The sequence below is a fragment of the Pseudomonas sp. TE4620 genome (genome assembly GCF_056279045.1).
The window spans coordinates 2167235-2190478 of the sequence record NZ_JBWBQO010000001.1; the positions used below are offsets into that span (position 1 = coordinate 2167235).

32 protein-coding genes are annotated in these 23244 nt (G+C 58.9%); 29 read left to right on the plus strand and 3 right to left on the minus strand.

The window, feature by feature from the left end:
- The first annotated feature begins 77 nt into the window (after positions 1 to 77).
- The 20 genes from ACZ9A3_RS10215 to ACZ9A3_RS10310 all read left to right on the plus strand — a co-directional run bounded on the left by ACZ9A3_RS10215 (position 78) and on the right by ACZ9A3_RS10310 (position 13419).
- Positions 78 to 584, plus strand: coding sequence for a structural protein (locus tag ACZ9A3_RS10215; protein ID WP_476252515.1), 507 nt, complete (start codon positions 78 to 80; stop codon positions 582 to 584).
- The gene (locus ACZ9A3_RS10220) at positions 581 to 799 is read left to right on the plus strand and encodes a DUF7940 domain-containing protein (protein WP_433886082.1); all 219 of its coding nucleotides are present in this window, start codon (positions 581 to 583) and stop codon (positions 797 to 799) included. The genes ACZ9A3_RS10215 and ACZ9A3_RS10220 overlap by 4 nt, the downstream gene beginning before the upstream one ends.
- A 198-nt stretch (positions 800 to 997) precedes the next feature.
- Positions 998 to 1588 carry a lysis protein gene (locus tag ACZ9A3_RS10225; protein WP_476252516.1) on the plus strand — a complete coding sequence of 197 codons (591 nt, stop codon included), beginning with the start codon at positions 998 to 1000 and terminating at the stop codon, positions 1586 to 1588.
- A gap of 6 nt (positions 1589 to 1594) precedes the next feature.
- Entirely contained in the window at positions 1595 to 1813 is a 219-nt protein-coding gene (locus tag ACZ9A3_RS10230) for a TraR/DksA C4-type zinc finger protein (protein ID WP_433886080.1), read from the plus strand.
- Complete coding sequence (locus ACZ9A3_RS10235) at positions 1810 to 2103, plus strand: DUF2730 family protein (RefSeq protein ID WP_433886079.1); 294 nt, start codon at positions 1810 to 1812, stop codon at positions 2101 to 2103. Before ACZ9A3_RS10230 ends, ACZ9A3_RS10235 begins: the two co-directional genes overlap by 4 nt.
- Positions 2100 to 2393: a VpaChn25_0724 family phage protein gene (locus ACZ9A3_RS10240; RefSeq protein ID WP_273910147.1), complete on the plus strand. Its 294-nt coding sequence runs from the start codon at positions 2100 to 2102 to the stop codon at positions 2391 to 2393. The genes ACZ9A3_RS10235 and ACZ9A3_RS10240 overlap by 4 nt, the downstream gene beginning before the upstream one ends.
- A gap of 2 nt (positions 2394 to 2395) precedes the next feature.
- Positions 2396 to 2944 (plus strand): phage protein Gp27 family protein, encoded by a 549-nt coding sequence (locus ACZ9A3_RS10245; RefSeq protein WP_433886077.1) that lies wholly within the window; start codon positions 2396 to 2398, stop codon positions 2942 to 2944.
- The gene (locus ACZ9A3_RS10250; protein ID WP_476252517.1) at positions 2941 to 4560 is read left to right on the plus strand and encodes a hypothetical protein; all 1620 of its coding nucleotides are present in this window, start codon (positions 2941 to 2943) and stop codon (positions 4558 to 4560) included. The genes ACZ9A3_RS10245 and ACZ9A3_RS10250 overlap by 4 nt, the downstream gene beginning before the upstream one ends.
- Positions 4557 to 6050: a DUF935 domain-containing protein gene (locus ACZ9A3_RS10255; RefSeq protein ID WP_476252518.1), complete on the plus strand. Its 1494-nt coding sequence runs from the start codon at positions 4557 to 4559 to the stop codon at positions 6048 to 6050. The genes ACZ9A3_RS10250 and ACZ9A3_RS10255 overlap by 4 nt, the downstream gene beginning before the upstream one ends.
- A 1-nt stretch (position 6051) precedes the next feature.
- Positions 6052 to 6897 (plus strand): phage head morphogenesis protein, encoded by an 846-nt coding sequence (locus ACZ9A3_RS10260; RefSeq protein WP_476252519.1) that lies wholly within the window; start codon positions 6052 to 6054, stop codon positions 6895 to 6897.
- Between the two features lies 1 nt (position 6898).
- The gene (locus ACZ9A3_RS10265) at positions 6899 to 7375 is read left to right on the plus strand and encodes a phage virion morphogenesis protein (RefSeq protein WP_433886073.1); all 477 of its coding nucleotides are present in this window, start codon (positions 6899 to 6901) and stop codon (positions 7373 to 7375) included.
- A gap of 275 nt (positions 7376 to 7650) precedes the next feature.
- Positions 7651 to 8724: a peptidase gene (locus ACZ9A3_RS10270; protein WP_476252520.1), complete on the plus strand. Its 1074-nt coding sequence runs from the start codon at positions 7651 to 7653 to the stop codon at positions 8722 to 8724.
- Positions 8725 to 8733: 9 nt separating this feature from the next.
- Positions 8734 to 9657, plus strand: a complete 924-nt coding sequence (locus ACZ9A3_RS10275; protein WP_476252521.1) for a major capsid protein — start codon at positions 8734 to 8736, stop codon at positions 9655 to 9657.
- Positions 9658 to 9665: 8 nt separating this feature from the next.
- Entirely contained in the window at positions 9666 to 9968 is a 303-nt protein-coding gene (locus ACZ9A3_RS10280; protein ID WP_476252522.1) for a hypothetical protein, read from the plus strand.
- A gap of 3 nt (positions 9969 to 9971) precedes the next feature.
- On the plus strand, positions 9972 to 10304 hold the full coding sequence (locus tag ACZ9A3_RS10285) for a capsid cement protein (protein ID WP_433886069.1): 333 nt from the start codon (positions 9972 to 9974) through the stop codon (positions 10302 to 10304).
- Positions 10305 to 10312: 8 nt separating this feature from the next.
- Entirely contained in the window at positions 10313 to 10744 is a 432-nt protein-coding gene (locus tag ACZ9A3_RS10290; RefSeq protein ID WP_476252523.1) for a gp436 family protein, read from the plus strand.
- Positions 10744 to 11232, plus strand: a complete 489-nt coding sequence (locus tag ACZ9A3_RS10295) for a Gp37 family protein (RefSeq protein WP_476252524.1) — start codon at positions 10744 to 10746, stop codon at positions 11230 to 11232. Before ACZ9A3_RS10290 ends, ACZ9A3_RS10295 begins: the two co-directional genes overlap by 1 nt.
- Positions 11229 to 11480 carry a hypothetical protein gene (locus ACZ9A3_RS10300; protein WP_476252525.1) on the plus strand — a complete coding sequence of 84 codons (252 nt, stop codon included), beginning with the start codon at positions 11229 to 11231 and terminating at the stop codon, positions 11478 to 11480. The genes ACZ9A3_RS10295 and ACZ9A3_RS10300 overlap by 4 nt, the downstream gene beginning before the upstream one ends.
- Positions 11470 to 12894, plus strand: coding sequence for a phage tail sheath subtilisin-like domain-containing protein (locus ACZ9A3_RS10305; protein ID WP_476252526.1), 1425 nt, complete (start codon positions 11470 to 11472; stop codon positions 12892 to 12894). The genes ACZ9A3_RS10300 and ACZ9A3_RS10305 overlap by 11 nt, the downstream gene beginning before the upstream one ends.
- Positions 12895 to 13419, plus strand: a complete 525-nt coding sequence (locus ACZ9A3_RS10310) for a phage major tail tube protein (protein ID WP_476252527.1) — start codon at positions 12895 to 12897, stop codon at positions 13417 to 13419.
- On the opposite strand, the gene ACZ9A3_RS10315 is transcribed toward ACZ9A3_RS10310, so the two are convergent.
- The gene (locus tag ACZ9A3_RS10315; RefSeq protein ID WP_476252528.1) at positions 13416 to 13880 is read right to left on the minus strand and encodes a hypothetical protein; all 465 of its coding nucleotides are present in this window, start codon (positions 13878 to 13880) and stop codon (positions 13416 to 13418) included. The two genes, ACZ9A3_RS10310 and ACZ9A3_RS10315, sit on opposite strands and share 4 nt — an antisense overlap.
- A 78-nt stretch (positions 13881 to 13958) precedes the next feature.
- Here ACZ9A3_RS10315 and ACZ9A3_RS10320 point away from each other — a divergent pair, with 78 nt between their 5' ends.
- Positions 13959 to 14354, plus strand: coding sequence for a phage tail assembly protein (locus ACZ9A3_RS10320; protein WP_476252529.1), 396 nt, complete (start codon positions 13959 to 13961; stop codon positions 14352 to 14354).
- 35 nt (positions 14355 to 14389) lie between these two features.
- Here ACZ9A3_RS10320 and ACZ9A3_RS10325 read toward each other — a convergent pair whose 3' ends face one another.
- Positions 14390 to 14650 (minus strand): hypothetical protein, encoded by a 261-nt coding sequence (locus ACZ9A3_RS10325; RefSeq protein WP_476252530.1) that lies wholly within the window; start codon positions 14648 to 14650, stop codon positions 14390 to 14392.
- A gap of 19 nt (positions 14651 to 14669) precedes the next feature.
- Here ACZ9A3_RS10325 and ACZ9A3_RS10330 point away from each other — a divergent pair, with 19 nt between their 5' ends.
- The 5 genes from ACZ9A3_RS10330 to ACZ9A3_RS10350 are packed head-to-tail and all read left to right on the plus strand — an operon-like array spanning position 14670 to position 20155.
- Entirely contained in the window at positions 14670 to 17432 is a 2763-nt protein-coding gene (locus ACZ9A3_RS10330) for a phage tail tape measure protein (protein WP_476252531.1), read from the plus strand.
- The gene (locus ACZ9A3_RS10335; protein WP_476252532.1) at positions 17432 to 18316 is read left to right on the plus strand and encodes a phage tail protein; all 885 of its coding nucleotides are present in this window, start codon (positions 17432 to 17434) and stop codon (positions 18314 to 18316) included. The genes ACZ9A3_RS10330 and ACZ9A3_RS10335 overlap by 1 nt, the downstream gene beginning before the upstream one ends.
- Positions 18316 to 18522: a tail protein X gene (locus ACZ9A3_RS10340; protein ID WP_433886058.1), complete on the plus strand. Its 207-nt coding sequence runs from the start codon at positions 18316 to 18318 to the stop codon at positions 18520 to 18522. The genes ACZ9A3_RS10335 and ACZ9A3_RS10340 overlap by 1 nt, the downstream gene beginning before the upstream one ends.
- Positions 18510 to 19622 (plus strand): phage late control D family protein, encoded by a 1113-nt coding sequence (locus ACZ9A3_RS10345; RefSeq protein WP_476252533.1) that lies wholly within the window; start codon positions 18510 to 18512, stop codon positions 19620 to 19622. The genes ACZ9A3_RS10340 and ACZ9A3_RS10345 overlap by 13 nt, the downstream gene beginning before the upstream one ends.
- Complete coding sequence (locus ACZ9A3_RS10350) at positions 19622 to 20155, plus strand: phage baseplate assembly protein V (protein ID WP_476252534.1); 534 nt, start codon at positions 19622 to 19624, stop codon at positions 20153 to 20155. Before ACZ9A3_RS10345 ends, ACZ9A3_RS10350 begins: the two co-directional genes overlap by 1 nt.
- Before the next feature lie 313 nt (positions 20156 to 20468).
- Here ACZ9A3_RS10350 and ACZ9A3_RS10355 read toward each other — a convergent pair whose 3' ends face one another.
- Positions 20469 to 21095, minus strand: a complete 627-nt coding sequence (locus tag ACZ9A3_RS10355; protein ID WP_433886055.1) for a DUF6338 family protein — start codon at positions 21093 to 21095, stop codon at positions 20469 to 20471.
- An 89-nt stretch (positions 21096 to 21184) separates the two neighbouring features.
- Here ACZ9A3_RS10355 and ACZ9A3_RS10360 point away from each other — a divergent pair, with 89 nt between their 5' ends.
- The 3 genes from ACZ9A3_RS10360 to ACZ9A3_RS10370 are packed head-to-tail and all read left to right on the plus strand — an operon-like array spanning position 21185 to position 23241.
- Positions 21185 to 21562, plus strand: coding sequence for a GPW/gp25 family protein (locus tag ACZ9A3_RS10360; protein ID WP_476252535.1), 378 nt, complete (start codon positions 21185 to 21187; stop codon positions 21560 to 21562).
- A complete protein-coding gene (locus ACZ9A3_RS10365; RefSeq protein WP_476252536.1) occupies positions 21546 to 22667 on the plus strand; it encodes a baseplate assembly protein in 1122 nt (373 codons plus the stop codon). Before ACZ9A3_RS10360 ends, ACZ9A3_RS10365 begins: the two co-directional genes overlap by 17 nt.
- On the plus strand, positions 22660 to 23241 hold the full coding sequence (locus tag ACZ9A3_RS10370) for a phage tail protein (RefSeq protein WP_476252537.1): 582 nt from the start codon (positions 22660 to 22662) through the stop codon (positions 23239 to 23241). The genes ACZ9A3_RS10365 and ACZ9A3_RS10370 overlap by 8 nt, the downstream gene beginning before the upstream one ends.
- Positions 23242 to 23244 lie beyond the last annotated feature (3 nt).

A 23244-nucleotide genomic window follows, 5' to 3' on the forward strand; every position in this document is an offset into this window, starting at 1 on the left:
CACACACCGCCGATCATGGCGGTGTGTGCATTCTGGCGCCTGAATTTACCCTCGGGCGCCTTATCAGGAGGCGTCCCATGCGACCCGAAAAGCAATCCCCTCGCGGCATCCGCAACTACAACCCCGGCAATATCCGTCACGCCAAAGGTGTGCGCTGGCAAGGCCAGGCTGCACTCCAGGGTGACAGCGCGTTCGTCCAGTTCGGTAGCCCACGCTGGGGCATCCGTGCGATCGCTCGGGTCCTGATCACGTACCAGGACAAACGCCGCGCCGCCGATGGCAGCCGCATCGACAGCGTGCGGGAGATCATCGAGCGTTGGGCACCGGCCTCTGAAAACAACACCGATGCATACGCGATGGCCGTCGCTCGTGCCCTGGGCGTAGCGCCGGACGACGAGCGCCTGGACGTTTATGACTTCAACACTATGCGCGCTCTGGTGCTGGCCATCATTCGCCATGAAAACGGTCCAGGCCCGTTGCCAGGTGGACTCTGGTACGGCGAAGCGATCATCGCCGATGGCCTGCAGTTGGCCGGGATCGAGCGCGGTGCCACCCATGGCCGAGGCGCCGGGGTGCCTGCATGAAGCCGATCTGCGATTGGCGCTGTTGCTACAAGCTCTACAGCGTCCAGATTAGCGTGTTGATCGCGCTGTTCGGCTTCGCGCAACTTGAGCTGCTGCCGATGTGGCAGGCGGAGCTTTCACCCAGGGCGTATGCCGTACTCAACAGTGCCCTAGGTTTTCTCTTGTTCATTGCGCGCCTGATCAAACAAGGCCCAGACCAGGACATCGAATCATGAGGCTGTTGGCATCTGCTTTGGTCTCCTGTCTGGCCAGGCTCTGGACCTGGTCATCACCCAACATTGCCGCAGGCACGTGGTTGACCTGCGCCACCCGGATGCCGTCAAGCCGCAAGAATTCTGGTGTTGCAGCAGCCAAACGGCGTGCGCGTAAGACCCGTAACCGCAGGAGGCACCACCATGGCCGTGCTTAGTCCTATGTCCCTGCGCAGCGGGTTGGCTTGGGCTATGGCCGCTTGCGTGATAAGCGCAGCGGCTGCTGGCTCGATTGGCTATGGCCTGGGGTTCCGCCACGCCCAGGCCCTAGGCGACACCGCGCTGGGAGATCTGAAAACCAAGAACGCAGAGCAATTCGCAGCCAATGCAAAGCAGAGCCAGGAGCAGCTATTGGCACAGGTCATCCGTGCCAATGCTTCCGATGCCTTGCTGATTCAACTCCAGGCGCAACATCAAACCGAGCTGCAGCAGCTGCAGGAGCGCATCCCCCATGTCACCACCCAATACCGTGCTGCACCTGGTGCAGCGACTCAGCCCATTCCTCGTTGCGTGTTCACTGCTGGCTGGCTGCGCGACTACAACGCCGCCCTCGGTGTGCCAGCCGCAACCCAAGGCACCACTGCCAGCCACGCTCAAACAACGCCCAGCGCCGCCCCCGGCACTGACGCCGAACTACTGGAAAGCGGTGTCACTCCCGCCGACATCCTGGCCCACGCCCAGGACTATGGGGTGTGGGCCCGCAACAACCTGGCCCAACTCAATGCCTTGCTCGATCTACAAGAAAAGGACTGACAGCGTATGGATGTAGCGGATCTGGCCAATGACAACGACTTCACCGAAGCCGCGTTGCTGGCTCACAAAAGTGGCCTGCAGCGACGCTCGGGCCCCTCGGCCTATCGGTGTGAAGAATGCGGCGATGCGATACCTGAAGATCGCCGCCAGGCAGAGCCTGGTACCGAGCACTGCTTTGACTGCAAGACCACCCTGGAGCACCTGGCCAAACGAGGGTTGCGATGAACCTGAACGAACTGAACTTCGGTTTCCAAACCGTGCAGTGGCTGATCCTCACGGTGATTGGCGTGTACACCTGGTTGACCAAGCGCCAGGCTGCCAGTGCCCAGGAACTGTTGGAACTGCGCACCCGCATCGTCGCCCTGGAGGAGCGCGTGCGCCACCTGCCGGACCACGCCGCCATCGCCGAATTGCTGGGTGACATGAAGGCGGTACGGGCCGAGCTGGCTGGAATGCAGGCCATCTCCCGTGCGGTGGACCGGATCAATGACTACTTGCTGCGAGAAAAGACATGAGCCAATACGCTGAATTCCTGCGCCAGGACATGCGCCTGGTGATCCTGCGCCTGTTGGTAGAAATGCCTGCCTATCGGGCCAATAGCTCCGTGCTCAACGCCGCCCTGGACAACTTCGGCCACAGTGTCAGCCGTGACCAGGTCAAGACCGAACTGCAGTGGCTGTCTGAACAGGGCGCGGTGTCGCTAGACGATATCGGCCCGGTGATGGTGGCCAGTCTCACCGAGCGTGGCCAGGACATCGCTGCAGGCCGTGCCCGCGTGCCCGGCATCAAGCGTCCGGGGGCCTGACCATGGCAGGCAAATCCTCCATCAGCCGCTTGCCGCCCATGGTCAAGGCGTATATCCAGAAGCTCTTGCGCGAAGACCGCATGACCCTGGATGACATGCTCGATGACATTCGCGGGCGATTCCCCAACGAGAAGGCCCCCAGCCGCAGTGCCTTGGGGCGCTTCAAGCAGGGCTTTGACCAACTGACCGAGAAAGCCCGGCAGCACCGCGAACAGGCTGAGGCCTTTGTCGGTGCTTTCGGTGAGGATGCCAGTGACAAGACCGGCGTCTTGCTGGTCGAAGCGATCTCAACCCTGACCTATCAGGCGGCCTTAGGTGCGCATGAGAACGACGAGGTGACCATCAAGGAGGTGGCCACCTTGGCCCGTGCGGCGAAGGCCACCATGGAGGCTCGCACCCTCAGTGTCAAAGAGCGCCAGGCCATTGCCAAAGCTGCCCGCGAGCAGTTGCTGGCTGAGCAAGCCGCCGAGCTAGAGAAGTCGGTGCAGACCGGTGGAATGAACGAAGACCAGGCGTTGTTCTGGCGTGAGAAGTTCCTGGGGGTCAAATGAGCGCTTCAGCGGTCAAGCCCTCATCGAGCACCCTGCGTGTCGTCGAATGGGACGAGTTGCCGGACAGCGTTCGGCAGATCCCCGAGGGCTACAACCCGATTGCCGAAGGCATCCTCATGGCGCACCAAGTTGACTGGTTGCGCATTCAGGCACAGATCAAACTCTGCGAGAAAGGTCGCCGTACCGGCATCACCTTTGCCGAGGCGCTGGATTCGGTGATCACCGCCGCGTCACGCAAGAGTGCCGGTGGCATGGACATATTCTATGTCGGTGACACCAAGGAAAAAGGCCTGGAATTCATTGGCTACTGCGCCAAGTTCAGTCGGGTGATCGCCGAGGCTCAAGCCTCCGGTGTCAGTCAGATCGAAGAGTTCCTGTTCGAAGACCAGGACGAGTCGGGCAACACCCGGCAGATCAACGCTTACCGCATCCGCTACGCCTCGGGCTTCAAGATCGTTGCTTTGTCGAGCAACCCAGCCAACCTGCGTGGCCTGCAGGGCAAGGTGATCATCGACGAAGCAGCCTTTCACCGTGACGTGTCGGCGGTGCTCGATGCGGCAACCGCCTTGCTGATCTGGGGCGGTCGCATCGTCATCATCAGTACCCACAACGGCAAGAGCAACGCCTTCAACCAGATGGTCAACGACATCCGTGACCAGCGCTATGGCGATGCCGCCCAGGTCTATCGGGCAACCTTTGACGATGCCGTGGCCAACGGCCTGTTCGAACGCGTTTGCTTCATGAAGGGCGAGCCCGCCACGCCGGAAGGCAAGGAAGCCTGGTACAAGAAGATCCGCAACGCCTACGGCCCGCGTAAGGCCCAGATGCGTGAAGAGCTCGACGCCGTGCCCCGCGATGGCAATGGCGTTTGCATTCCGGGTGTGTGGATTGAGGATGCCATGCGTCCAGGTCGGCCTGTGCTACGCCTGGCGCTGCCGGACGACTTTACCCAGCAACCGGTCTACCGGCGCGATGCCTACGTTGAAGAGTGGATTGAGCGCAACCTAGCGCCCGTCGTGGCGCAGCTCAATCCCGACCTGCGCCACTTCCTGGGCATGGACTACGCCCGTCACCGCGACTTCTCCATCGCCTGCCCGATGTCAGTTGACCAGGCCCGTCACCGTGATGTCCCGTTTGTGGTTGAGATGCACCGTGTGCCTGCACGTCAGCAAAAGCTGGTGCTGTTCTACACCTTGCGTGGGTTGCCGCGCTTCATCGGTGCCGCCCTGGACGCCTCGGGCAACGGCGAGACGCTGGCTGAAGAAACCGCCGATGAGTTCGGTCACAACCGCATCCAGCAGGTGAAGCTCAGCCGTGCTTGGTACGGCGCCTGGATGCCCAAGTTCGTCGGACTGTTTGAAGACAGCACCATCACCATCCCCCAGGACGACAACCTGCAGCAGGATGTGCGCGGTATCGAACTGGTGGACGGCATTCCGATGATCGTAAAAGCCCGCACCCAAGACCTCAAAGACCCGGACCTCTACCGCCATGGCGACTTTGCCGGTGCCGGGGTACTCGCTCATTTCGCCACGCTGGAGGTTGCCTCCGGTCCAGTCTCTGCCAAATCACGCCGCCCCCGAGCGGCTTCTCGCATCACTCAGGGGTACGCATGAGCACCAAAGGACTGTGGGTCAGCCCCACTGAATTCGTTCGATTCGCCGAGCCCCGGCGCGACAAGGGACTCACCGACCATATCGCCACCCGTGGGCGTAGCTTCGATGCCCAGGCTCTGGGCATGTACCTACCGAACCCGGACCCGATCCTCAAAGCCCAGGGCAAGGACATCAAGGTCTATCGTGATCTGCGCAGCTCAGCCCTGGTCGGCGGTAACATCCGCCGCCGCAAGTCTGCTGTGCTGGCCCTGGAGCGCGACTTGAAGCGCGCTTCAGCACCGGTACGGGTCGAGCGCTTCATTCGTGATTGGTTGGCCGACCTCGACCTCGACCGCATCATCCGCGAGCTGCTCAATGCACCGCTGTTCGGTTACCAACCGGTTGAGCTGATGTGGAAGCCTTTGGGGCTGAGCTTGGTACCAGAGGATCTACTCGGTAAACCTGCCGAATGGTTTCTTTATGACCAGGACAACGTGTTGCGCTTCCGTGCCCGTGACGCAGGCATTGCCGGTGAGCAATGCGACCCACAGCGCTTTGTCGTCGCCCGGCAAGATTCCTCCTACGACAACCCCTATGGTTTCGCCGACCTGTCCATGTGTTTCTGGCCGGTGATGTTCATGAAGGGAGGGTTGAAGTTCTGGGTTCAGTTCACCGAGAAGTACGGTAGCCCTTGGGTAATCGGTAAGCATCCACGCGGTGCCAGCGACGCCGAGACCAACTTGCTGCTCGACAGCCTTGAGGCCATGGTCCAGGACGCAGTGGCGGCGATTCCGGATGACTCCAGCATCGAAATCAAGGAAGCCGCGGGCAAGAGCTCCAGCGCCGAGGTCTATCGCGAACTGCTGACCTACTGCCGTAGCGAGATCAACGTTGCCATGCTCGGCCAGAACCAGACCACAGAGGCCAACGCCAACCGTGCCAGTGCAACGGCGGGCCTGGAGGTGACTGAAGATATCCGTGATGGTGACGCAGGCATTGTTGCCGCGACCCTGAACGCGGCCATTCGCCTGGTCGTCGATCTCAACTTCGGTGAGCAGGTCACCGCCCCGGTGTACGAGCTGTGGGAACAGGAAGAAATCGACAAGGTGCTGGCTGAGCGCGACCGGGGTTTGACCGAAGCCGGTGTGCGGTTCACGCCTCAATACTGGAAGCGGACCTACAACTTGCAGGACGGAGACATTATCGAAGGTCCAGTCGCCCAGGGGCCGGAGTTTGCCGAAGCCACAGTGCGCCCGATTCTCGACCAGGTCGCGTTGGACCAGGCTATCGATAGCCTCACCGGGGAGCAGCTCCAGGAACAAGCGATGGAAGCTTTGCATCCCATCATCGAAGCCCTGCAGCAGGGGCGCGATGAAGTCGAAGTGCTGGGACTTCTGGCCGAGACCAGCCCTGACCTGGATGCCGTAGCGCTGCAGGCGTTGTTGGCCCGGTTGATGTTTGTTGCCGATGTCTGGGGACGCTTGAACGCCGTCGCGGATCAGGAGAGCTGAGATGGCAACCAAGGCAAAAATCCCAAGCCCAGCCGATCTCAAGGCCATCTTCGGCCTTGAACCTGCGAAAGCCATCGACTACCTCAAGGGCAAAGGCTACGCGGTCACCTGGGACTGGCAGGAGATGCTTGACCAGACTCACGATCAGGCCTTCACCGTGGCTAAGGCGATGCGCCTCGATCTGCTCTCGGATATCCGTGAAGCCCTGGAAACCGCGCTGCAGAAAGGCCAAACCCTCAAGCAGTTCACCGAGGCGCTGCAGCCTACTCTTGAGACTCAGGGTTGGTGGGGCAAGCAGGTGATCGTCGATAGCCAGGGTGTCGGCGAGCTGGTCCAGTTGGGCAGTCCGCGTCGTCTGCAGACGATCTACCAGACCAACCTGCAGAGTGCGTACATGGCCGGACGCAAGGCCAGCATGGAGGAAACCTCAGACACTCACCCGTATTGGATGTACGTGGCCATCCTGGATGGCAAGACCAGACCAAGTCATCGCGCCCTGCACGGTAAGGTGTTTCGCCATGATGACCCGATATGGTCTTCGATCTTCCCACCGAACGGCTTCAACTGCCGATGCCGCGTGGTGGCATTGACTGAGGCCGCTGTTAAGCGCCGTGGTCTGACGGTCATCTCCAGCCAGGGACTCAGCTTCAATGACACGGTCGAGATCGGTACCAACAAACGCACGGGCGAAATCAGAATCGCTGGTGTGACCGGACTACGACTCACCGACCAGGGCGGCAAACCCATCACGTTCCGCACTGACCCCGGTTTCAACCATGCTCCAGGTACTGGGCTTGCCGAAGCCCTCCAACGCAAGCAGGCCGCTGCTGGCCTAAACGAGGTTTAACATGATCACCGTCGAACTCGATCACTCCCGGCTGCAGGAGACCTTACGCAAGGTTGAGTGGGCCGTGGGTGATCTGGCCCCCTTGATGAAAGGCATCGCCGCCGAGATGGCCAGCGTGACCGAAGAGAACCTGGAGGAAGAAGGACGGCCAGACTGGGAGTCATTGTCCAGCGTCACCACCGAACGCCGGGAGCAATCCGGCACTTGGCCGGGGCAAATGCTCCAGGTCAGTGCTGCAGGTCTGGCAGCCTCGATCACCACCCAGGCCACTGACAGCTCAGCGCTGGTCGGCAGTAACAAGCCCTATGCCGCGATGATGCACTTCGGTGGGAAGAAGGCCGACTTCCCGCACCTGTGGGGTGACATCCCAGGACGTCCATATCTGCCCATGGACGTTGAGGGCAAGCTGCAGCCTGAAGCAGAGGACGCGATCCTGGATCTGGCACTGCAACACCTGTCGAAGGCGGCTCGCCTGTAACGTCCGCTGACGCGCTCCTGCAGCCAACGGCAGTGGTTCATCGAATGTTGTCAGTGACCACTGCCATAAAGCTTTATAAAACCCTCCTGTCCGACTTCCCACGGACATCGCCAACGTCATTGGCAAGACCGCAGTAACTTTCCTGGGCATTCACTCTTTAAACCCGATTAAAAGTCCTGGGCCGAACATTCGCCCAGGCTGTGCGCATCAACTCCATTACCTGCGCACAGACCATGAAACCACTTCACATATTCAGGCCAGGCAAACACACCGCCATGAGCGGTGATAGTTTCAACTTCAGCGAGAGCGACATTGCCGCGACCGTGTTGGCCTATGACCCAGCTGTGCACGAAGCGCCGTTGGTGCTCGGCCATCCGAAGCACGATGCACCCGCAGCTGGCTGGGTCAAATCGCTCTCGGCATCGGCGGCAGGACTGATCGCTGAGCCCCAGCAGATTGACCCGGCCTTCGCCGATCTGATCGCCAAAGGCGCCTACAAGAAGATATCCGCATCGTTCTACCACCCCGACGCAGCCAACAACCCTGTACCGGGCGTGTACTACCTGCGTCATGTCGGTTTCCTGGGGGCGCAACCACCCGCTGTAAAAGGCTTGCGCCCCATCGAACTGGCTGATGACGAGGAAGGTGTCATTTCCTTCGGCGACTTTGGGCATGAGACCACTGCCAGCCTATGGCGTCGATTGCGCGAGTGGTTGATCGGGGATCGCGGCCAGGAAGTTGCCGACCAGGTCATTCCGACCTGGGCAATTGACACCATCTCCGATGCAGCACGCGGCGGTGACAAATCACTCCCGGCCTTCAGTGACCCCACCCAACCCAAACCACCCATCATCGAGGACACGCCCGTGACCGAAAAAGAAAAAGCCGATCTGTTGGCGGACAACGCCCGCCTGCAGCGTGAGGTTCAGCAGCACAAGGAAGAGAAACGCCAGAAAGCACAAGCCGCTATCCATAGCAGCAACGTCGCGTTCGCCGAAGGCCTGGTCGCAGCCGGTCGTTTGCTGCCCAAGCACAGTGCTGCCCTGATCGCTGTCCTGGACTTCGCCGAGGGCACCGAAAAGCCGCTGGAGTTCGGCGAAGGCGATGACCGTCAACCGGTTGCCAACGGCCTGAAGGCCATCTTCAACGACCTGCCCAAGCAGATCAGTTTTGCCGAGCAGGCCAGCAAAGACCGCAAGACCAACGGTGCACGTACTGGCGCTGAGCTGGAGTTCGCCGAGGTAGAAACCGATCCGGGTCGTCTCGATCTGCACGTCCGTGCTTCGCAACTGGCCGCCGACAAAAACATTCCCTACGAGTCGGCTGTACGCCAACTCATCAATCAGTAAGGAGCCGTCATGGCTGACCGTTTGAAAATTCTGCGGGTCGTTGACCCGGTACTGACGAGCCTGGCGCGGGGTTACCGCAATGCCCAGTTCATCGGTGAAGCCCTGTTCCCCGTGGCCGAAATGGACAAGGAAGCAGGCACCATTCCGCTGTTCGGCAAGGACGCGTTCGAGGTCTATGACACCGAACGGGCAATCCGTGCGCAGTCGAACGTGATGAACCCGGACGACCTGGATGGTCTCGATGTGGTCTTGCGTGAACACGACTTGGCCTACCCGGTGGACTACCGCGAGCAGAACGAGTCGATGTTCGATGCCGAGTCACGCGCCTCTCGCCGCGTGGTTGGCGCGATCGATCTGCGTCGCGAAGTCAGCTGCGCCAAGTTGGCGCAGAACCCCAACACCTACCTGGCAGGCGCCAAACTCACGTTGTCGGGTTCCAGCCAATGGAGCAATGGCGGTGGCGATCCGATTGCGGTGGTCGAGCAAGCAAAGGAGGTGGTGCGCAGCCGGATCGGTGTTCGTCCCAACACCATGACCATGGGGGCATCCGTTTACCTGTCACTGAAGTTTCACCCGAAGCTGCAGGCAGCCCTGGGCAGTGACGAACGCAAGATGATTACCCTGGAACACCTCAAGGCGATTTTCGGTATCCCGAACATTCATATCGGCGAAGCAATTGCAGGCAGCCACAACACCTCCGACATCTGGTCCGACAACATGACGTTGGCCTACGTGGCCAAGCCTGCAGGTGGTGAAAAATCCGACTACGAAGAGCCGAGCTTCGGTTACACCCTGCGTCGCAAGGGTATGCCGGAGATCGATACCTACGACGGCGCTGGCGGCAAGGTGCGCTATGTCCGTAACACCGACATCTATAAGCCTGTCGTGGTGGGGGCCGATGCGGGCTACCTCATCTCCGACATCAACGGTTGAGGCGCCAGATGACTTCCAAAAACGCTCCCAAGGACAAGGCCGTAGCTAACACGCCTGGTGAACCGAGCCCGCAGGACGAAGCCCTTGCAACTGCGTCGTCAAGCGAGCCCGTGGCACCCGCTGCAGCACCTGCTCCGAGCGATACGCCGAACCCAGAGCCAGAGCCAGAGCTGGGCAGCTACACGGTAACCGGGCGCTCTGACGTTCTCCACAACGGCGAGCTGTATCGCGAAGGCGATTACATCTACCTGAGCGATACGGACGCCAAGCCACTGCTCAAGCGCGGCCATGTACTGGCCGAAGGACGGTAACCTGTGAAAACTCAACAACCCGTATTGACCACCTCGGTGGTCGCCCTGGTCGACCTCCCGCGCTACCACTTTGCCGGTTTTGACGGGGGGCTGTGCGCCGCAGGCGCCAAGTCACTCGGCCCAGTTGCGGCGGATACCGAGGCTGACAATGTGGCCCCGGTCAATGTGCTGGGCATCTGCCTGGTGACTGCAGGCGGTGCTTTTGCTGCCGGTGACCAGGTGGAGTCGGACGCAAGTGGGCGTGCCATCAAGCTCACTACCGGAGCAGCGAACGGCATTGCCATGGACGTGGCCACCGCGTCCGGCGATGTGGTTCGCATCGTTCGCGGCATCTGAGGTAGACCATGCGCTACTGCACTCGCGCCGACATTGGCAAGGCGATCCCCGAGCTGACGCTGATCCAGCTCTCCAATGACGATCCGGCTGCTCTGCAGCCGGTTGATGCAGTGATCGAGGACGGTGTACGCCAGGCAGAGGAGCTGATTGATGGCTACTTGCGCGGTCGGTACAACCTGCCGCTCGATCCGGTTCCAACAGTGTTACGTGATGCAGCGGTGTACCTCACCCGGCACTGGTTGTATCAACGTCGCCCGGAAAGCCCTGTGCCCGATGCGGTCAAGGACAGCCGCCGCGACACCGTCAAGCTGCTGGAGAGCATCCGCGATGGCATGGTCACCTTGGGCATGCCCAGCGGCCAGGCTACGCCGGAACCGGGTGAAATTCGCGTTCGCTCTCGCCGTCAGCAGTTCGATGACCGTCGTTGGGAGGGCTACTGATGGTCAGTAACAAGACCCAGACCGAGCAGCTGATGGATGCCATGTTGGTGCGGCTCAAGGAAGACTTCGGCAAGGAACTGATGGTCGAGCTGTTTCCGGAGAGCCCTCAGGGGTACCGGCTGAACCATCCCCGTGGCGCGGTGTTGCTGGCCTACGGCAGGTCGAACTTCGGTCACTCGGAAGCGACCGATGCGGTGTTTCAGGAACGCAACCTGGTGATCCGGCTGACCCTGGTTTTCCGCCAGCTCCATGGCAAGGACGGGGTGATCAGCTACCTCGACCGTTTACGCGGTTGCCTCGCGGGCTGGTTTCCTCCGCATTGCGACAAAGCCTGCTGGCCTGTTGCCGAGCATTTTATCGGGCATATGAATGGGGTTTGGCAGTACGCCCAGGACTTCAGTATCCGTGCTACCCAGATTCAGGTTGTGCTGCCAGGCAATGAGCCAGGACTTACCCGCGCCACCTTCGAACATGAGGGCTTTCCATGAAACTCACTCGCTACCGCTACACCGGCCCGCAAAGCGCTGCCTCATTGCGTGTAGGGGCCAAACAGGAGCTGCTCGATGTGCAGCTCCTGCCAGGGCAACCCGTCAATCTGCCTGCTGATCACGAGTACACCCAGGTCTTGCTGGAGCTCAAGCACCTTGTGCTTGACCCGGTAGAGGCCGACACCGCCAAGCCTAATGCGATTGCACCAGGTGCGGACAAGAAAGGAGCCAAAGCCAATGGCAGCTAACTACTTACACGGCATCGAAACCCTGGAGATCGAGCGCGGCCCCCGTGCAATCCGCGTCGTCAAGTCAGCGGTGATTGCCTTGATTGGCACCGCACCCACCGGCCCAGTGAAAACCCTGACCCTGTCGTTGAATGACATTGACGGCGCCCAGTTCGGCACGCACTTGCCTGGTTTCAGCATTCCTGAGGCTCTGGACGGCATCTATGACTTCGGTGCTGGGACTGTGCTGGTCTACAACGTGCTCGATCCTGACGTACATAAAAGCAGCCTGGTGGGTCAGCCTGGAGGCTTCTCTGACAACGACCTGCTTCGGCTTGATCATGGGGCGCTGCAAGCGCTGGCCGTGAAGTCTGAAGATGGCACCGCCACCTACAGCCTCGGCACTGATTACAGCGTCGATATGCTCTCGGGCCGGGTTCAACGCATCAGCACCGGCAGCATTCCGATCAATGGCCAGGTCAAGGTTGACTACACTTACGCTGACCCGAGCAAGGTGACTCCGGCTGATATTATCGGCGCCGTCTCGCTGGCCGGTCAGCGCAGCGGTTTGCTGGCCTTTCAGGACAGCTACACCCAGTTCGGGTTCTTCCCGAAGATCTTCATCGCGCCCGGCTTCAGCACTCTCAATGCAGTCAGCGTCGAGCTGATCGCGTCGGCGATCAAAATGGGCGGTGTTGCCTACATCGACGCGCCAATTGGCACTACGGTCCAGCAGGTGATCGCCGGTCGTGGCCCATCTGGCACTATCAACTTCAACACCAGCAGCGACCGGGTCCGCCTGTGCTACCCCCATGTGAAGGTGTATGACAAGGCCAGTGGAGGCGACCGCCTTCAGCCACTATCCATTCGCGCCGCAGGGTTGCGTGCGAAGGTTGATAACGACAATGGCTACTGGTGGAGCAGCTCCAACAAAGAGCTCCTGGGCGTGATCGGTTTGGAACGTCCGTTGACCGCTCGCATCGACGATGCCAGCAGCGAAGTCAATCTCCTCAACGAAAACGGCATCACCACCGTGTTCAATTCGTTCGGCACCGGCCTGCGGCTGTGGGGTAACCGCACGGCGGCCTGGCCAACAGTGACGCACATGCGCAACTTCGAGAACGTGCGACGCACCAAGGACATCATCGACGAATCCATCCGCTATAGCTCGCTGCAGTTCGTTGACATGCCGATCACCGACGCATTGATCGACAGCATTGTTGAGAGCGTCAACATGTTCATGCGCAAGCTGATTGGTGACCAGGCCTTGATCGGGGGTGAGTGCTGGTATGACCCAGCTCGCAACCCGAAGACTGAGATCGAGCTGGGACACCTGCTGTTCAACTACAAATTGACGGTGCCGCTGCCATTCGAACGCGGCACCTTTGAAACCGAAATCACCGGGGAATACCTGGTCAATCTGGGGGCCGCGTAAATGGCAGGCTTTAGCGCACACCGTATAACCAACGCGGCGGTCTACCTGGACGGCAACAGCTTCTTCGGACGTTGCGAAGAAATTGACCTGGGCACGGTCAAGACCGTCATGAGCGACTTCCAGGGCCTGGGTATGGTTGGCTTGATTGAACTGCCGGATGGCATCGACAAGCTGGAAGGCAAGATCGTCTGGAACAGCCTGTACTACGACGCGGCCAAGCGCCTGGCCACGCCCTTCAAGACCGTACAGCTGCAGTGCCGCTCCAACGTCCAGGTCTTCAACAGCGGTGGTCTGGTTGATGAATTCCCCTTGGTCACGATGATGACCATCATGTTCAAGGAGTACCAACTGGGGAGCTACAAGCCACGCGACCCGAGCAAGTTTGAATCACCGTTCTCGGCCACCTATGTGCGGCAGATCCTCAACGGTAACGAGGTGGTGCTGCTGGACTACCTGGCCAACATCTTCAAGGTAGGTGGTGAGGACCAGTTGGCCAAGTATCGGAAGAATATCGGGCAGGCCTAAAGGCCAGGCCAGTTTGACGAAGCGGTCTTGATACCTAGCTCGACCGCTTTTTCAAGAAAGCCACTGGCTAACTCCTTCAGCTTTCCAGTGGCACCTTCTTTCGTAGCGCTGATCATCTGCTCACCAATGGATGGTCCTTTCTGCTCAAGCACGTTCGGCATCGAATTAAGCAGGCTCAGTGCCTGTGCAGTAAGGACACAGTTGGAGACCGTTGCTGGTGGTCCGTAAATCTGCCCATGGTGTAGATACCCATGCCGCCCTAGCCATTGAATAGTGGCTATCAGGAAATCCTCATCTTCGAGTCGTAGCAACGGCTCACCATCGAACGACTCATCCTTCAGTGTCATCTCGTTGATAAAGTACTCTTGCTGTAGATCAAAAGGCTGAGGGAACTCTTCATACAGCAACGCAAATATTGCGCCTGTGAGTATGTTGAAACGCTCAATGTTTGGGGCTGTCATTAGCCGGTCCTTTAACGGTGAGTGTCCGCCAATCCTGTCTTTAATCCTGATTAAAAGCCAGTGCCAGGCTCCGGTGCGATGCTCAAGCCTCTCTTTGAGCAACTGATCAGAACGATCAACCTGGAGCATCAGATGGCCGACAAACTCAGCATCCCCCTTAAGTTCCCTTTCACCAGCGCTGCTGGCACCTACATTGCCTCGCTGCAGATCAAGCGCCTCAAGCGCAAAGACCTGTCTGCTGCACATGACTATTCCCCCAGGAACGAAGGTGCTCAGGAAGACTTCCTGTTCGCGAAGATGACCGGTTTAACCGTCGAAGACCTGGGCGATCTCGATATCGCGGACTCGAAGATCGTGACGGAGGTGTTTCGGGAAATGGCTGGCGGCGGAGACATCGCTGCAGTCTTGGGACGAAGCACTGGTCCTGGTGCTGAGGCTGCAGCCCTCGGAGATCCGCAAGCTGTCGATGGTTGAGTACTGGCGTTGGTGCGAAGTCTGCGAGCGTGAGATCAATCGCCGCGTTGAGGCTGCCGAGAAACTAAACCGGCAATAACCGCGACCAGACCTGCTACCAGTCCGCCCAGTAAAGCGCCACCTGCCGCAATGGGGGTGGCCGCCAGGGCCAGCACTGGCAACCCCAAACAGAACATCAGCACCGCTGCCCACAACGGAAGGCTCGCCAAGCACAACCACGCGAGCCAAACCACACCGACGCTAATGGCAAGTGCATAGAGGGTTTTGGCGGTGAGCAGAGCGACTTTTTCAAACATTCTTGCAGCGTAGCAAAATATGGCCAATGAAGTCCTGGTTGGATTGAAGATCGGCGCCGCCGTATCGGGCAGCCTACATGCCGCGTTTGGTTCGGCGAAATCCACCGTACAACAACTCGGCCGGGCTACGGATGGTCTGACGGCCAAGCAGAAGCTGATCGGTAGCGAGCTGTCGACAGCATTAGCCCGTGGTGGCAGTGGCCTTGAGCGTATGCGTCGGCAGTACGACCAGGTCGGACGCTCCATCGACCAACTCAAGCTCAAGCAAGAGCGACTCAACACCAGCATTGCGCGTGGCGAAACGCTGAAGAGCGCCCGTGCCGATCTACGTGGTCAAGCCATGGAGACCGTTGGCACAGCAGCAGTCCTCGGTGCTCCAATTGTGCAGTCGATGCGTACTGCAATCGACTTCAAGGACCAGACCAACGACATTGCTATCACCGGTGGATTTGATGCGGCAGAAGAACAGCGCCTAAGTGAGGTCATGCGTGGAGCAGCGTTGAAGTGGAATCAGACCCAAACCGAAGTTGCGAACGGTACTGCAGTGCTGATCGCGGGTGGTATCTCCAGCGCAAAAGAACTGCAAGCATATGCACCACAAATGGCGAAATTTGCGACAGCTACACGAGCCAGCATGGATGATCTTGGTTCCGTTGCCATCGCACTAAATGACAACCTGGGCATCAGTGCCGCAGGATTTGATCGCTCCATGAACATGCTCGCGTCTGCTGGTAAGCAAGGCCAGTTCGAGCTGGCGGATATGGCGAAATGGTTACCGCAGATAACTCCTCAGTTTGCTGCGCTGGGCATAACTGGAGAGCGCGCTGTTGCTGAGATTGGGGCTTCCCTGCAAATCGCCCGACGTGGTGCCGGTAGCAATGATGAGGCCGCCAACAACTTCAAGAACTTCCTCTCGAAACTAACTGCCAAGGACACCCTCAAGTCATTTGAAGGGGCAGGCATAGATCTTCAAGATGCAATGACGAACCTTATTGGCAAAGGGCTCACTCCGGTCCAGGCGATGCTTGAAGTCATCACTCAGTATGTCGGAAGTAAGGGGCCAAAAGCTGCCGGCGAGTTTCAGAAAGCTATGGCTATTAAGGATGACGCCGAACGAGAGACTGCCCTGAAGCGGTTGAACGAAGCCTATAAATTGGGTGAGCTCTTTGCTGACATGCAGGTGCTTTCATTTGTTCGGCCTGCAATGGCTAATCGAAAGGACTTGGCAGCGATTCAACAAACCAGTATTGATGACGCCGACAAGGGAATTGGTGATGCCGACTGGAAAAAACGAATGGAAAGCCCCAAAGAGCAGCTGAAACAACTCGGGGTGAATCTATCTGATATCGGTATTTCTGTTGGTAGTGCACTGATTCCCGCGTTGGTCGACGTCACCAAAGCGTTGGTGCCGGTAATGCAATCTTTCTCAACCTGGGCCAGCGAAAATCCCGCCATCATCAAAGGTGTTGTTGGTCTGGTGGCAGGCCTCCTGGCTGGTAAGTTGGCATTCATTGGTCTGGCCTACGGCGCCAATCTGCTGATGTCGCCCTTTGTGGCAATGACCACCACGGTGACAGGCCTGTCTGCCAAATGGACTTTAATGCGAGCCATGTGGCAGATGGGGAAGTTCGCGCCCCTGGTTACGGGGCTAACTCGCATCGGCTCGGGGCTTGGAACGGTACTGCGATTCAGCGGCCTGTTCCTGCGCGGTATGGCTATGGCCTTCGGCGCCCCCCTAATGATGGCGGCTCGTGGCGTCCTGATGCTCGGCAAGGTACTCGGTGGGACTTTGCTGTTTGGCCTGAAGCTGGCGGGCCAGGCCGTGCTCTGGCTTGGCCGTGCCTTGCTGATGAACCCCATTGGTCTATTGGTCACCGGCATCGCGCTCAGCGCTTACCTGATCTACCGCTACTGGGAGCCCATCAAGGGCTTCTTCGGCGGCTTATGGGCTGAAATCAAAACAGGCTTCAGTGGTGGCCTGACTGGCATCCTAGGCTTACTCGCTAACTTCTCGCCTCTGGGACTGTTCTACCGTGCCTTCAGCGGTGTCATGAGTTACTTCGGAATCGAGTTGCCCGCGAAGTTCAGCGAGTTCGGCGGCATGATCATCAGTGGCTTGGTCAACGGAATCGGCAATGCACTTACTGCTGCCAAAGAGTCGATAGTTGGCGTTGGTACATCGATCAAAAGTTGGTTCGCGGAGACCCTTGGCATTCAGTCGCCCAGCCGAGTCTTTATCGGCTACGGGGCGAACATCAGTGAAGGGGCTGCGATTGGCATCACAGCTCAGTCTGACCAGGTCCGCCAAGCTGCCTTGGGAATGGCAGGCGCCACGGCGGTAGAGCTTGCCGCCCCCAAATTCCTCTCACCTACGATGCCTGAAATCTCCCCGTCGCTCAGCAGCTTGATGGCACCGCGAGCATCGTTTACTGCGGTCCCAGAACAGCCACAGCCGAAGCTGCTAAAGCCTATGGCTGCACTAAAACATAAGGCAGTTCCTGACAGGCCTGACTCAGCGCAGGGACCACAACGCCTACCACCAAGCCCTGAAGCGGTATCAGTGGCCAGTCGTATGGGAGCTCCTGGAATCGGACAACCTGCCGCAGCCGGGGAGCTGGTGGTTCATTACTCGCCGAAGATCGAACTGCCTGCAGGCGCTCAACCCAAACAGTTCGAACAGGTACTTAAAGGTAGCTACGACGAGTTTGTGCGCTTCATGGAACGTTTCCAACACGATAAGCGGCGTCGCAGTTATGGTCCTGACACTGGAGGGAGACCCTGATGTTTGCACTACTAGGCGACATCGAGTTCACCGTTGCAGGCGGTATCTCTGGTATGGAACAACGCGGCACCGCGGACTGGGCCGAACATGCTCGGATCAAGGGTAAGCCGTTGCTCGAGTGGATCGGTGAAGGACTCGACGAGATTAACCTGAGCATTGAGTTGCACCCGAAGCTGGGTGATCCGGAAAAGCGTTGGCAAGCGCTGCGCGAGGCCAAGAGCAAGCACGAGCCGCTGGCCCTGGTCCTAGGCAGCGGTGACTACCTCGGCCCGCATGTCATTGCGGATCTCAGCCTGCAGCGTCGACGCCTATCGGCCACTGGCCAACTGACATCCGCCACCGTGCAACTGAGCCTGAGGGAGTACACAGGCGCGTTCACCCGTAAGGTGATAGCCAAGCCTGGACTGATCAATCCGGCGCTCAGCGGTACCCCAGCGGCAGCAGCTGGGACACCCGGCTTGTTTTCCAAGTTCATGCCTTCGCCCAGCACCACGCAGTTGGTTGTTGGTCATGCCAAAACAGCGGCCAACGTGCTGCAGGCTGGCAAGAATCTCTACGACCAGGTCAAGAACGGCAATGCTTCGATGATTCTCGGCCAGGTACCGCAACTATTGGGTGTGACAGGGCGCGCCATTGAGCCGCTACAGGGCCTGACTGAAGCGGCAGGCCTGCTCCAGGACGGGGCTGATTTGGCGAAGCTGGGTGAGGACGTGCTGGGCAGTGTTACCGGCGCACGTTCCAGTCTCGACCCTGTTGACCTGAGCAACATCGTTGAACGCTTTGCTGCCTCTCGGGAGTCCTTGGACCAGGCGTTGAATACCATGGACGCTGCCAGGCCCCGTTTGGCTGGGCTCACCGCACAAGTGCTGACTCGGAGGGCCTGATGTTCATTCCCCATACCACAACCGAGGGTGAGCGCTGGGACCAGTTGGCCTGGCGTTATTACGGTGATGCCCACCGGTACCAACCCATCGTCCAGGCCAATCCCCATGTACCGCTGACCAGCGCCTTGCCAGCTGGCCTGACGCTGGCCATCCCCATGCTCGAAACCGTACTCGCTACCGAGGATCTGCCCCCATGGATGCGCTAACCCCACAGCAGGTGCCCGAAGCCCGTTTTGTCTTGAGCTATCAGCACCGGAACATCACTCATGACATCAGCCAGCACCTGCTGTCGTTAACTTACTCAGACTTCCTCACCGGTCAGGCGGACAGCCTTGACGTCGAGCTGGAGGACACCGAAGGCAAGTGGATCGATACCTGGTATCCCGGACATGGCGACCTGTTGACCCTGTCAATGGGATGGCAAGGACAGCCGCTGCGTACCCTCGGTAGTTTCGAGATAGATGAGGTGGAACTGAACGCTCCCCCTTCGACCGTGAACATCCGCGCCCTGGGCGCAGGTATCCAGTCGGCCTTGCGCACCACTGAGCATCGCGCTTATGAGAACACCACCTTGAACGCGGTGGCCAAACAGATCGCTGCACGCCAAGGCCTGGAACTAGTCGGTCGAATCGAGCCGATCAAGCTTGACCGTCTCACACAGCAGGACTCTGATTTGACCTTTCTGCGCAACCTGGCTGGCGAGTACGACTATGCATTCAAGGTCACGGGCAAGCGTATGGTGTTCCATGCCATCAGCGACCTGGCTAAGGGCAGACCGGTAGCCAGCCTGGTGTTGAAGGACCTGGCTAGCGTGCGGGTCCGTGACCAGATCACCGTTGTGCCAAAGAAAGTTGCGGTCAAACACAAGGATCCGGTGAAGAAAAAGCTGATCTCGTATGACATCGTCAACGGCGAAACCGTGGCAGTTCCAAGCAGTTCCAGCAAGGCCACCACCAGTGCGGATACCAAGAAGCAACGCAAGCGCGCCGCTTCGGAAGAGGTGGCTAAGGCACGTGCCAAGGCCGATTTGGCCAAGGCCAACCGGGAGCGCACAACGGGTGGCTGGACCGCACTGGGGCGGCCCGAGCTGGTGAGTGGCAATGTCATCACTTTAGTAGCTGCTGGAAAGCTGGGCGGTGATTACCTGATCACCGCCGCGCACCACCGTGTGACCCGCAGCGGCGGTTACACCGTGGACCAGGAGGCCTGTCGCGTGGCTGCGGCCTCGATCTCGATGAGCCAGCAGAACGTCCAGCCTGATTTGGCGTTGTCCAGCTATGGTCCCCAGCATGAGGTCGTGGCCTGATGGGCGTCGAATTGGAGTATGGCGAGGTCAGTGCCGTGGACTATCTGACGTGCCGCATTCGTGTTCGCCTGGATGATCGCGATGGTGTCGAGAGCTTCTGGCTCAACGTGCCACAACGTAACGCCCAGGGCACGAAGCGACGACCGTTGATGCCTGAGATCGGCGAACAGGTTGCGGTGCTACTTGATGAGGATGGCGTGGGTGGTGTGTACCTGGGCGGGATCTACTCGACCGCTGAGCCGCCGCCTGTGGTTGATGAGGATACCGACTATGTGCGGTACAGCGACGGGACGGTCGTCAGTTACGACCGAGCGGCGGGGGTGATGATGTTGGATAGCGTAGGGACGTTGCTTGTTAAGTGTGTCCGAAACATTACGATCCAGTCGGGGGAGCCTGTTGTGGTGAAAGCCCCATCGGCGAATTTGGTGATCCCGCAGGTGACGTTGGACGGTAATCTCCAGGTGAATGGGAATGTCAACGCGACCGGAACAATCATGGATGCTGGTGGAAACTCGAATCACCACACCCATTAAAAAAGGCCCTTACGGGCCAATGGTTACGGGTTTTTAGGTGGCGGTGCCACCGGTTTTGGCTGAGTCTGCGCGGTAGCGGATGGTTGGTACCCATCTTTAAACTGTTGTTTGCTGGTCGGTTGATACCCGTTGTTCACGAGCTCACCGCTTTTCTTGTCACTTGTGGACATGTCAATCGCTCTCTTGGGTTCTGTGTTAGGGATTCTTGGGTGGTGGTGCAGGGGCCCGCTCACTGGTAGGACTCGGCGAGTACCCGCCTTTCGCGGGGCTAGAATCACTTTTGCTGGGTTGGTAGCCAAATTTTTCGGATGAGTCACTTCGTTTGTTCGACATTCTCACACTCCTCGGGATGCTCTACATGAAACAATTCGAGCGTAGCAATTTCTTTGCCTAGGATGATGATGCCAGCGGTATTGACTCTAGCCCTCTCGAACCCACCGGCATCATTGAGAACCCAAGACTCTTGGAGATAAATCTGCTCGGGCTCAGGGTTGTTGGATGCAAAGGACTCCGGGCCGTAGTAGCCCCCAATGCGGCGACCGTCGTTCAGTGTAGCCACTACCCAGTAACAGAGGCGTTGCTCAAAGACAAAATCCCAGGGCTTGCCAGTCGGATGCACTACCGAACGTTGTAGAAGTCGGGTTTTTCTAAGCCACAGGAAGCCCCACGCCCATCCGATAGGCGCAAGCAGCAACACCACAACATAGAAAAGTACATACCAAACAGGATGGCTAGCTCTCAGCTCAAGCTGCTCCACGGCGTAAATAGGACCGATCAACAGCGCATAGTTGATTGAGCTGTAGGCTACCGCATCGACCAATTGCTGGGATGTGTCTCTGACTTGAGTAGGCTGGAGCAATGCGTAGGTCTTCAGGCTGATGAAGCCTGGAACTACAAAGGCGATGAATAAAACGAGCTTGTCTACTTCCCATATGTCCATGCCTGCTCCTAATCCGGGTTCGCGCTGATGTTGCCTGTCTTTAAACCAGATTAAAAGCTAACCCATCGTGGCTTTCCCATGATGGGCGCATGACTACGCCTACTCCCTACACCAGCATCACCGCCGCCCACTGGCAGCCCGCCCTCGGTACACCCGGCGAGGTGGTCGAGGGTTTGCGCGACATAGACCAGTCCATCCGCATCATTCTGGCCACCCCAAAAGGCAGCGATGCGCACCGCCCTGAATTCGGCAGTGACCTGCACCTCTATATCGACTGGCCGCATGACCGCGTCACCCCGTACCTGGTCCGCGAAACGGTTGAGGCTATTCGTCGTTGGGAGACCCGCGTGTCGGTGGTCCAGGTCCAGGTGCAGACCGATGCAGCGCATCTCACCCTGACAGTGCTGTGGCGCGTGACTGATGGCGTTGAGCAGATGACCGAGGTGCCGTATGCGCGAACTGCCTAAGCCGGAATTCGTGAGGATCGATCCAGCCGCCACCGAGGCAGACCTGATCGCTCGATATGAGCTCAAGTCCGGTAAAACCTTGTATCCCGCGCAAATCGAACGTCTATTCATCGACCAGGTTGCCTACGCCACATCTCGCCTGCAGATGGCTATTCAGAACGCAGGCGAGCAGCTGTTGGTACGCTTTTCCAACGGTCCCATCCTCGACTACCTGGGCGAGCTGGTCGCGACCCCTCGACTTTTGGCCCAGCCTGCTCGTTGCATGCTGCGCTTCAGCATGCCTACGACGCTGTCTCAACCACTGGTGATCCCCGCAGGCACTCGCGTCAGCACCCAAGACGGCAAGTTGAGCTTCGCTACCAATCAGGACGCAGAGATCACTCCAGGACAACTCCAGGTCAGTGTTGTGGCGACCTGCCTGACTGCTGGAGTTCAGGGCAACGGATGGGCGATTGGGCAAATCAATGTCATCAGCAACAGTCCCTTGGCCGGGTTGGTCGCAAGCAACACTTCCGTGACTGCAGACGGCGTGGAAGACGAGGACGACGAGCGCTATAGAGAACGGATCATCCTGGCGCCTGAGGCCTTCAGCAATGCAGGAAGCCGTGGCGCCTATCGCTATCATGCTCTAGCAGTTCATCAATCGATTATTGACGTCGCCGTGCATGGGCCTGATGAAGGTCAGCTGGATGGCCATGTCGCAGTGTTTCCCCTCACAAGCAACGGCTTACCCTCCAACGATCTGTTGGCACAGATAAAGGGGCGTCTTAGCGGAGAGAAGGTTCGACCGCTGTGCGACACGGTCCATGCCCTGATGCCAACAGAGGTCACTTATGCCATCAAGGCCCGGCTCACGTTTTACGCCACCGCCGAACGGACAGAGTCCATGGCCGCTGCAAAAGTTGCGGCGGAAACCTTCGCGGCTGAAAAGCGGGCGAAGCTTGGCCTTGACCTGGTCCGGGAGCAACTGACAGCGGCTCTGCAGGTGGATGGCGTGTATCGCGCAGACCTTGAACTCCCCAGCGTCTTGCGCGAGTTGCAAGGGAATGAGTGGGCCAACTGCACTTCGATTCAGCTAATTGATGCAGGGGTGGCCTTTGGCTAAGCACCAGTTACCTCCTGCGCTAGCGGGTGACGAGCGCTTCGCGCAGTTGTGCGAGCTGCTTGATGACAGCATGAGTGGCCTCGATCTCAACGCGATGCTTGTGTACCTGGTTGACCTGGTTAAGCCAAATTTGCTGCCTGTGCTGGCCGACCAATTCTCGATGCTTGATGAAGCCGCTTGGCTGCTCGCCGAGTCATCAGACGCCCGACGCAATTTGATCAAGAACGCCGCAGAGCTGCACCGTTTTAAAGGAACGCCCTGGGCAATCCGCGAGGTCATTCGGCTGCTCGGCTTCGGCGAAATCACGCTGCAGGAAGGCTTGAGCAACCAGGTGCATGACGGGACGATTCGCCGGGACGGAACGCATGTCCATGGTAACCCTGCCTCTTGGCCTCTTTACCGGGTGTACCTCGAACGCTCGATTACCAATGACCAGGCCGCCTTGCTGCGCCGGTTACTTTTATCCGTCGCTCCGGCTCGCTGCCGTCTTGTTTCACTGGATTACCAATCAGTGGCCATACGGCATAACGGCTTTGCTCGACGTGACGGCACCTACAACCATGGGAGCAGCTAATAC

What these genes read in the sequence shown, in the direction of transcription:
- ACZ9A3_RS10235 (WP_433886079.1), top strand. Translation starts at nt 1,810, where the DNA reads ATGAACCTGAACGAACTGAACTTCGGTTTCCAAACCGTGCAGTGGCTG.
- ACZ9A3_RS10320 (WP_476252529.1), top strand. Translation starts at nt 13,959, where the DNA reads ATGCTCAAGCCTCTCTTTGAGCAACTGATCAGAACGATCAACCTGGAG.
- ACZ9A3_RS10310 (WP_476252527.1), top strand. Translation starts at nt 12,895, where the DNA reads ATGGCAGGCTTTAGCGCACACCGTATAACCAACGCGGCGGTCTACCTG.
- ACZ9A3_RS10300 (WP_476252525.1), top strand. Translation starts at nt 11,229, where the DNA reads ATGAAACTCACTCGCTACCGCTACACCGGCCCGCAAAGCGCTGCCTCA.
- ACZ9A3_RS10345 (WP_476252533.1), top strand. Translation starts at nt 18,510, where the DNA reads ATGGATGCGCTAACCCCACAGCAGGTGCCCGAAGCCCGTTTTGTCTTG.
- ACZ9A3_RS10270 (WP_476252520.1), top strand. Translation starts at nt 7,651, where the DNA reads ATGAGCGGTGATAGTTTCAACTTCAGCGAGAGCGACATTGCCGCGACC.
- ACZ9A3_RS10280 (WP_476252522.1), top strand. Translation starts at nt 9,666, where the DNA reads ATGACTTCCAAAAACGCTCCCAAGGACAAGGCCGTAGCTAACACGCCT.
- ACZ9A3_RS10265 (WP_433886073.1), top strand. Translation starts at nt 6,899, where the DNA reads ATGATCACCGTCGAACTCGATCACTCCCGGCTGCAGGAGACCTTACGC.
- ACZ9A3_RS10245 (WP_433886077.1), top strand. Translation starts at nt 2,396, where the DNA reads ATGGCAGGCAAATCCTCCATCAGCCGCTTGCCGCCCATGGTCAAGGCG.
- ACZ9A3_RS10335 (WP_476252532.1), top strand. Translation starts at nt 17,432, where the DNA reads ATGTTTGCACTACTAGGCGACATCGAGTTCACCGTTGCAGGCGGTATC.
- ACZ9A3_RS10325 (WP_476252530.1), bottom strand. Translation starts at nt 14,650, where the DNA reads ATGTTTGAAAAAGTCGCTCTGCTCACCGCCAAAACCCTCTATGCACTT.
- ACZ9A3_RS10215 (WP_476252515.1), top strand. Translation starts at nt 78, where the DNA reads ATGCGACCCGAAAAGCAATCCCCTCGCGGCATCCGCAACTACAACCCC.
- ACZ9A3_RS10225 (WP_476252516.1), top strand. Translation starts at nt 998, where the DNA reads ATGTCCCTGCGCAGCGGGTTGGCTTGGGCTATGGCCGCTTGCGTGATA.
- ACZ9A3_RS10260 (WP_476252519.1), top strand. Translation starts at nt 6,052, where the DNA reads ATGGCAACCAAGGCAAAAATCCCAAGCCCAGCCGATCTCAAGGCCATC.
- ACZ9A3_RS10330 (WP_476252531.1), top strand. Translation starts at nt 14,670, where the DNA reads ATGGCCAATGAAGTCCTGGTTGGATTGAAGATCGGCGCCGCCGTATCG.
- ACZ9A3_RS10360 (WP_476252535.1), top strand. Translation starts at nt 21,185, where the DNA reads ATGACTACGCCTACTCCCTACACCAGCATCACCGCCGCCCACTGGCAG.
- ACZ9A3_RS10365 (WP_476252536.1), top strand. Translation starts at nt 21,546, where the DNA reads ATGCGCGAACTGCCTAAGCCGGAATTCGTGAGGATCGATCCAGCCGCC.
- ACZ9A3_RS10290 (WP_476252523.1), top strand. Translation starts at nt 10,313, where the DNA reads ATGCGCTACTGCACTCGCGCCGACATTGGCAAGGCGATCCCCGAGCTG.
- ACZ9A3_RS10340 (WP_433886058.1), top strand. Translation starts at nt 18,316, where the DNA reads ATGTTCATTCCCCATACCACAACCGAGGGTGAGCGCTGGGACCAGTTG.
- ACZ9A3_RS10305 (WP_476252526.1), top strand. Translation starts at nt 11,470, where the DNA reads ATGGCAGCTAACTACTTACACGGCATCGAAACCCTGGAGATCGAGCGC.
- ACZ9A3_RS10220 (WP_433886082.1), top strand. Translation starts at nt 581, where the DNA reads ATGAAGCCGATCTGCGATTGGCGCTGTTGCTACAAGCTCTACAGCGTC.
- ACZ9A3_RS10350 (WP_476252534.1), top strand. Translation starts at nt 19,622, where the DNA reads ATGGGCGTCGAATTGGAGTATGGCGAGGTCAGTGCCGTGGACTATCTG.
- ACZ9A3_RS10240 (WP_273910147.1), top strand. Translation starts at nt 2,100, where the DNA reads ATGAGCCAATACGCTGAATTCCTGCGCCAGGACATGCGCCTGGTGATC.
- ACZ9A3_RS10255 (WP_476252518.1), top strand. Translation starts at nt 4,557, where the DNA reads ATGAGCACCAAAGGACTGTGGGTCAGCCCCACTGAATTCGTTCGATTC.
- ACZ9A3_RS10295 (WP_476252524.1), top strand. Translation starts at nt 10,744, where the DNA reads ATGGTCAGTAACAAGACCCAGACCGAGCAGCTGATGGATGCCATGTTG.
- ACZ9A3_RS10250 (WP_476252517.1), top strand. Translation starts at nt 2,941, where the DNA reads ATGAGCGCTTCAGCGGTCAAGCCCTCATCGAGCACCCTGCGTGTCGTC.
- ACZ9A3_RS10315 (WP_476252528.1), bottom strand. Translation starts at nt 13,880, where the DNA reads ATGACAGCCCCAAACATTGAGCGTTTCAACATACTCACAGGCGCAATA.
- ACZ9A3_RS10230 (WP_433886080.1), top strand. Translation starts at nt 1,595, where the DNA reads ATGGATGTAGCGGATCTGGCCAATGACAACGACTTCACCGAAGCCGCG.
- ACZ9A3_RS10275 (WP_476252521.1), top strand. Translation starts at nt 8,734, where the DNA reads ATGGCTGACCGTTTGAAAATTCTGCGGGTCGTTGACCCGGTACTGACG.
- ACZ9A3_RS10355 (WP_433886055.1), bottom strand. Translation starts at nt 21,095, where the DNA reads ATGGACATATGGGAAGTAGACAAGCTCGTTTTATTCATCGCCTTTGTA.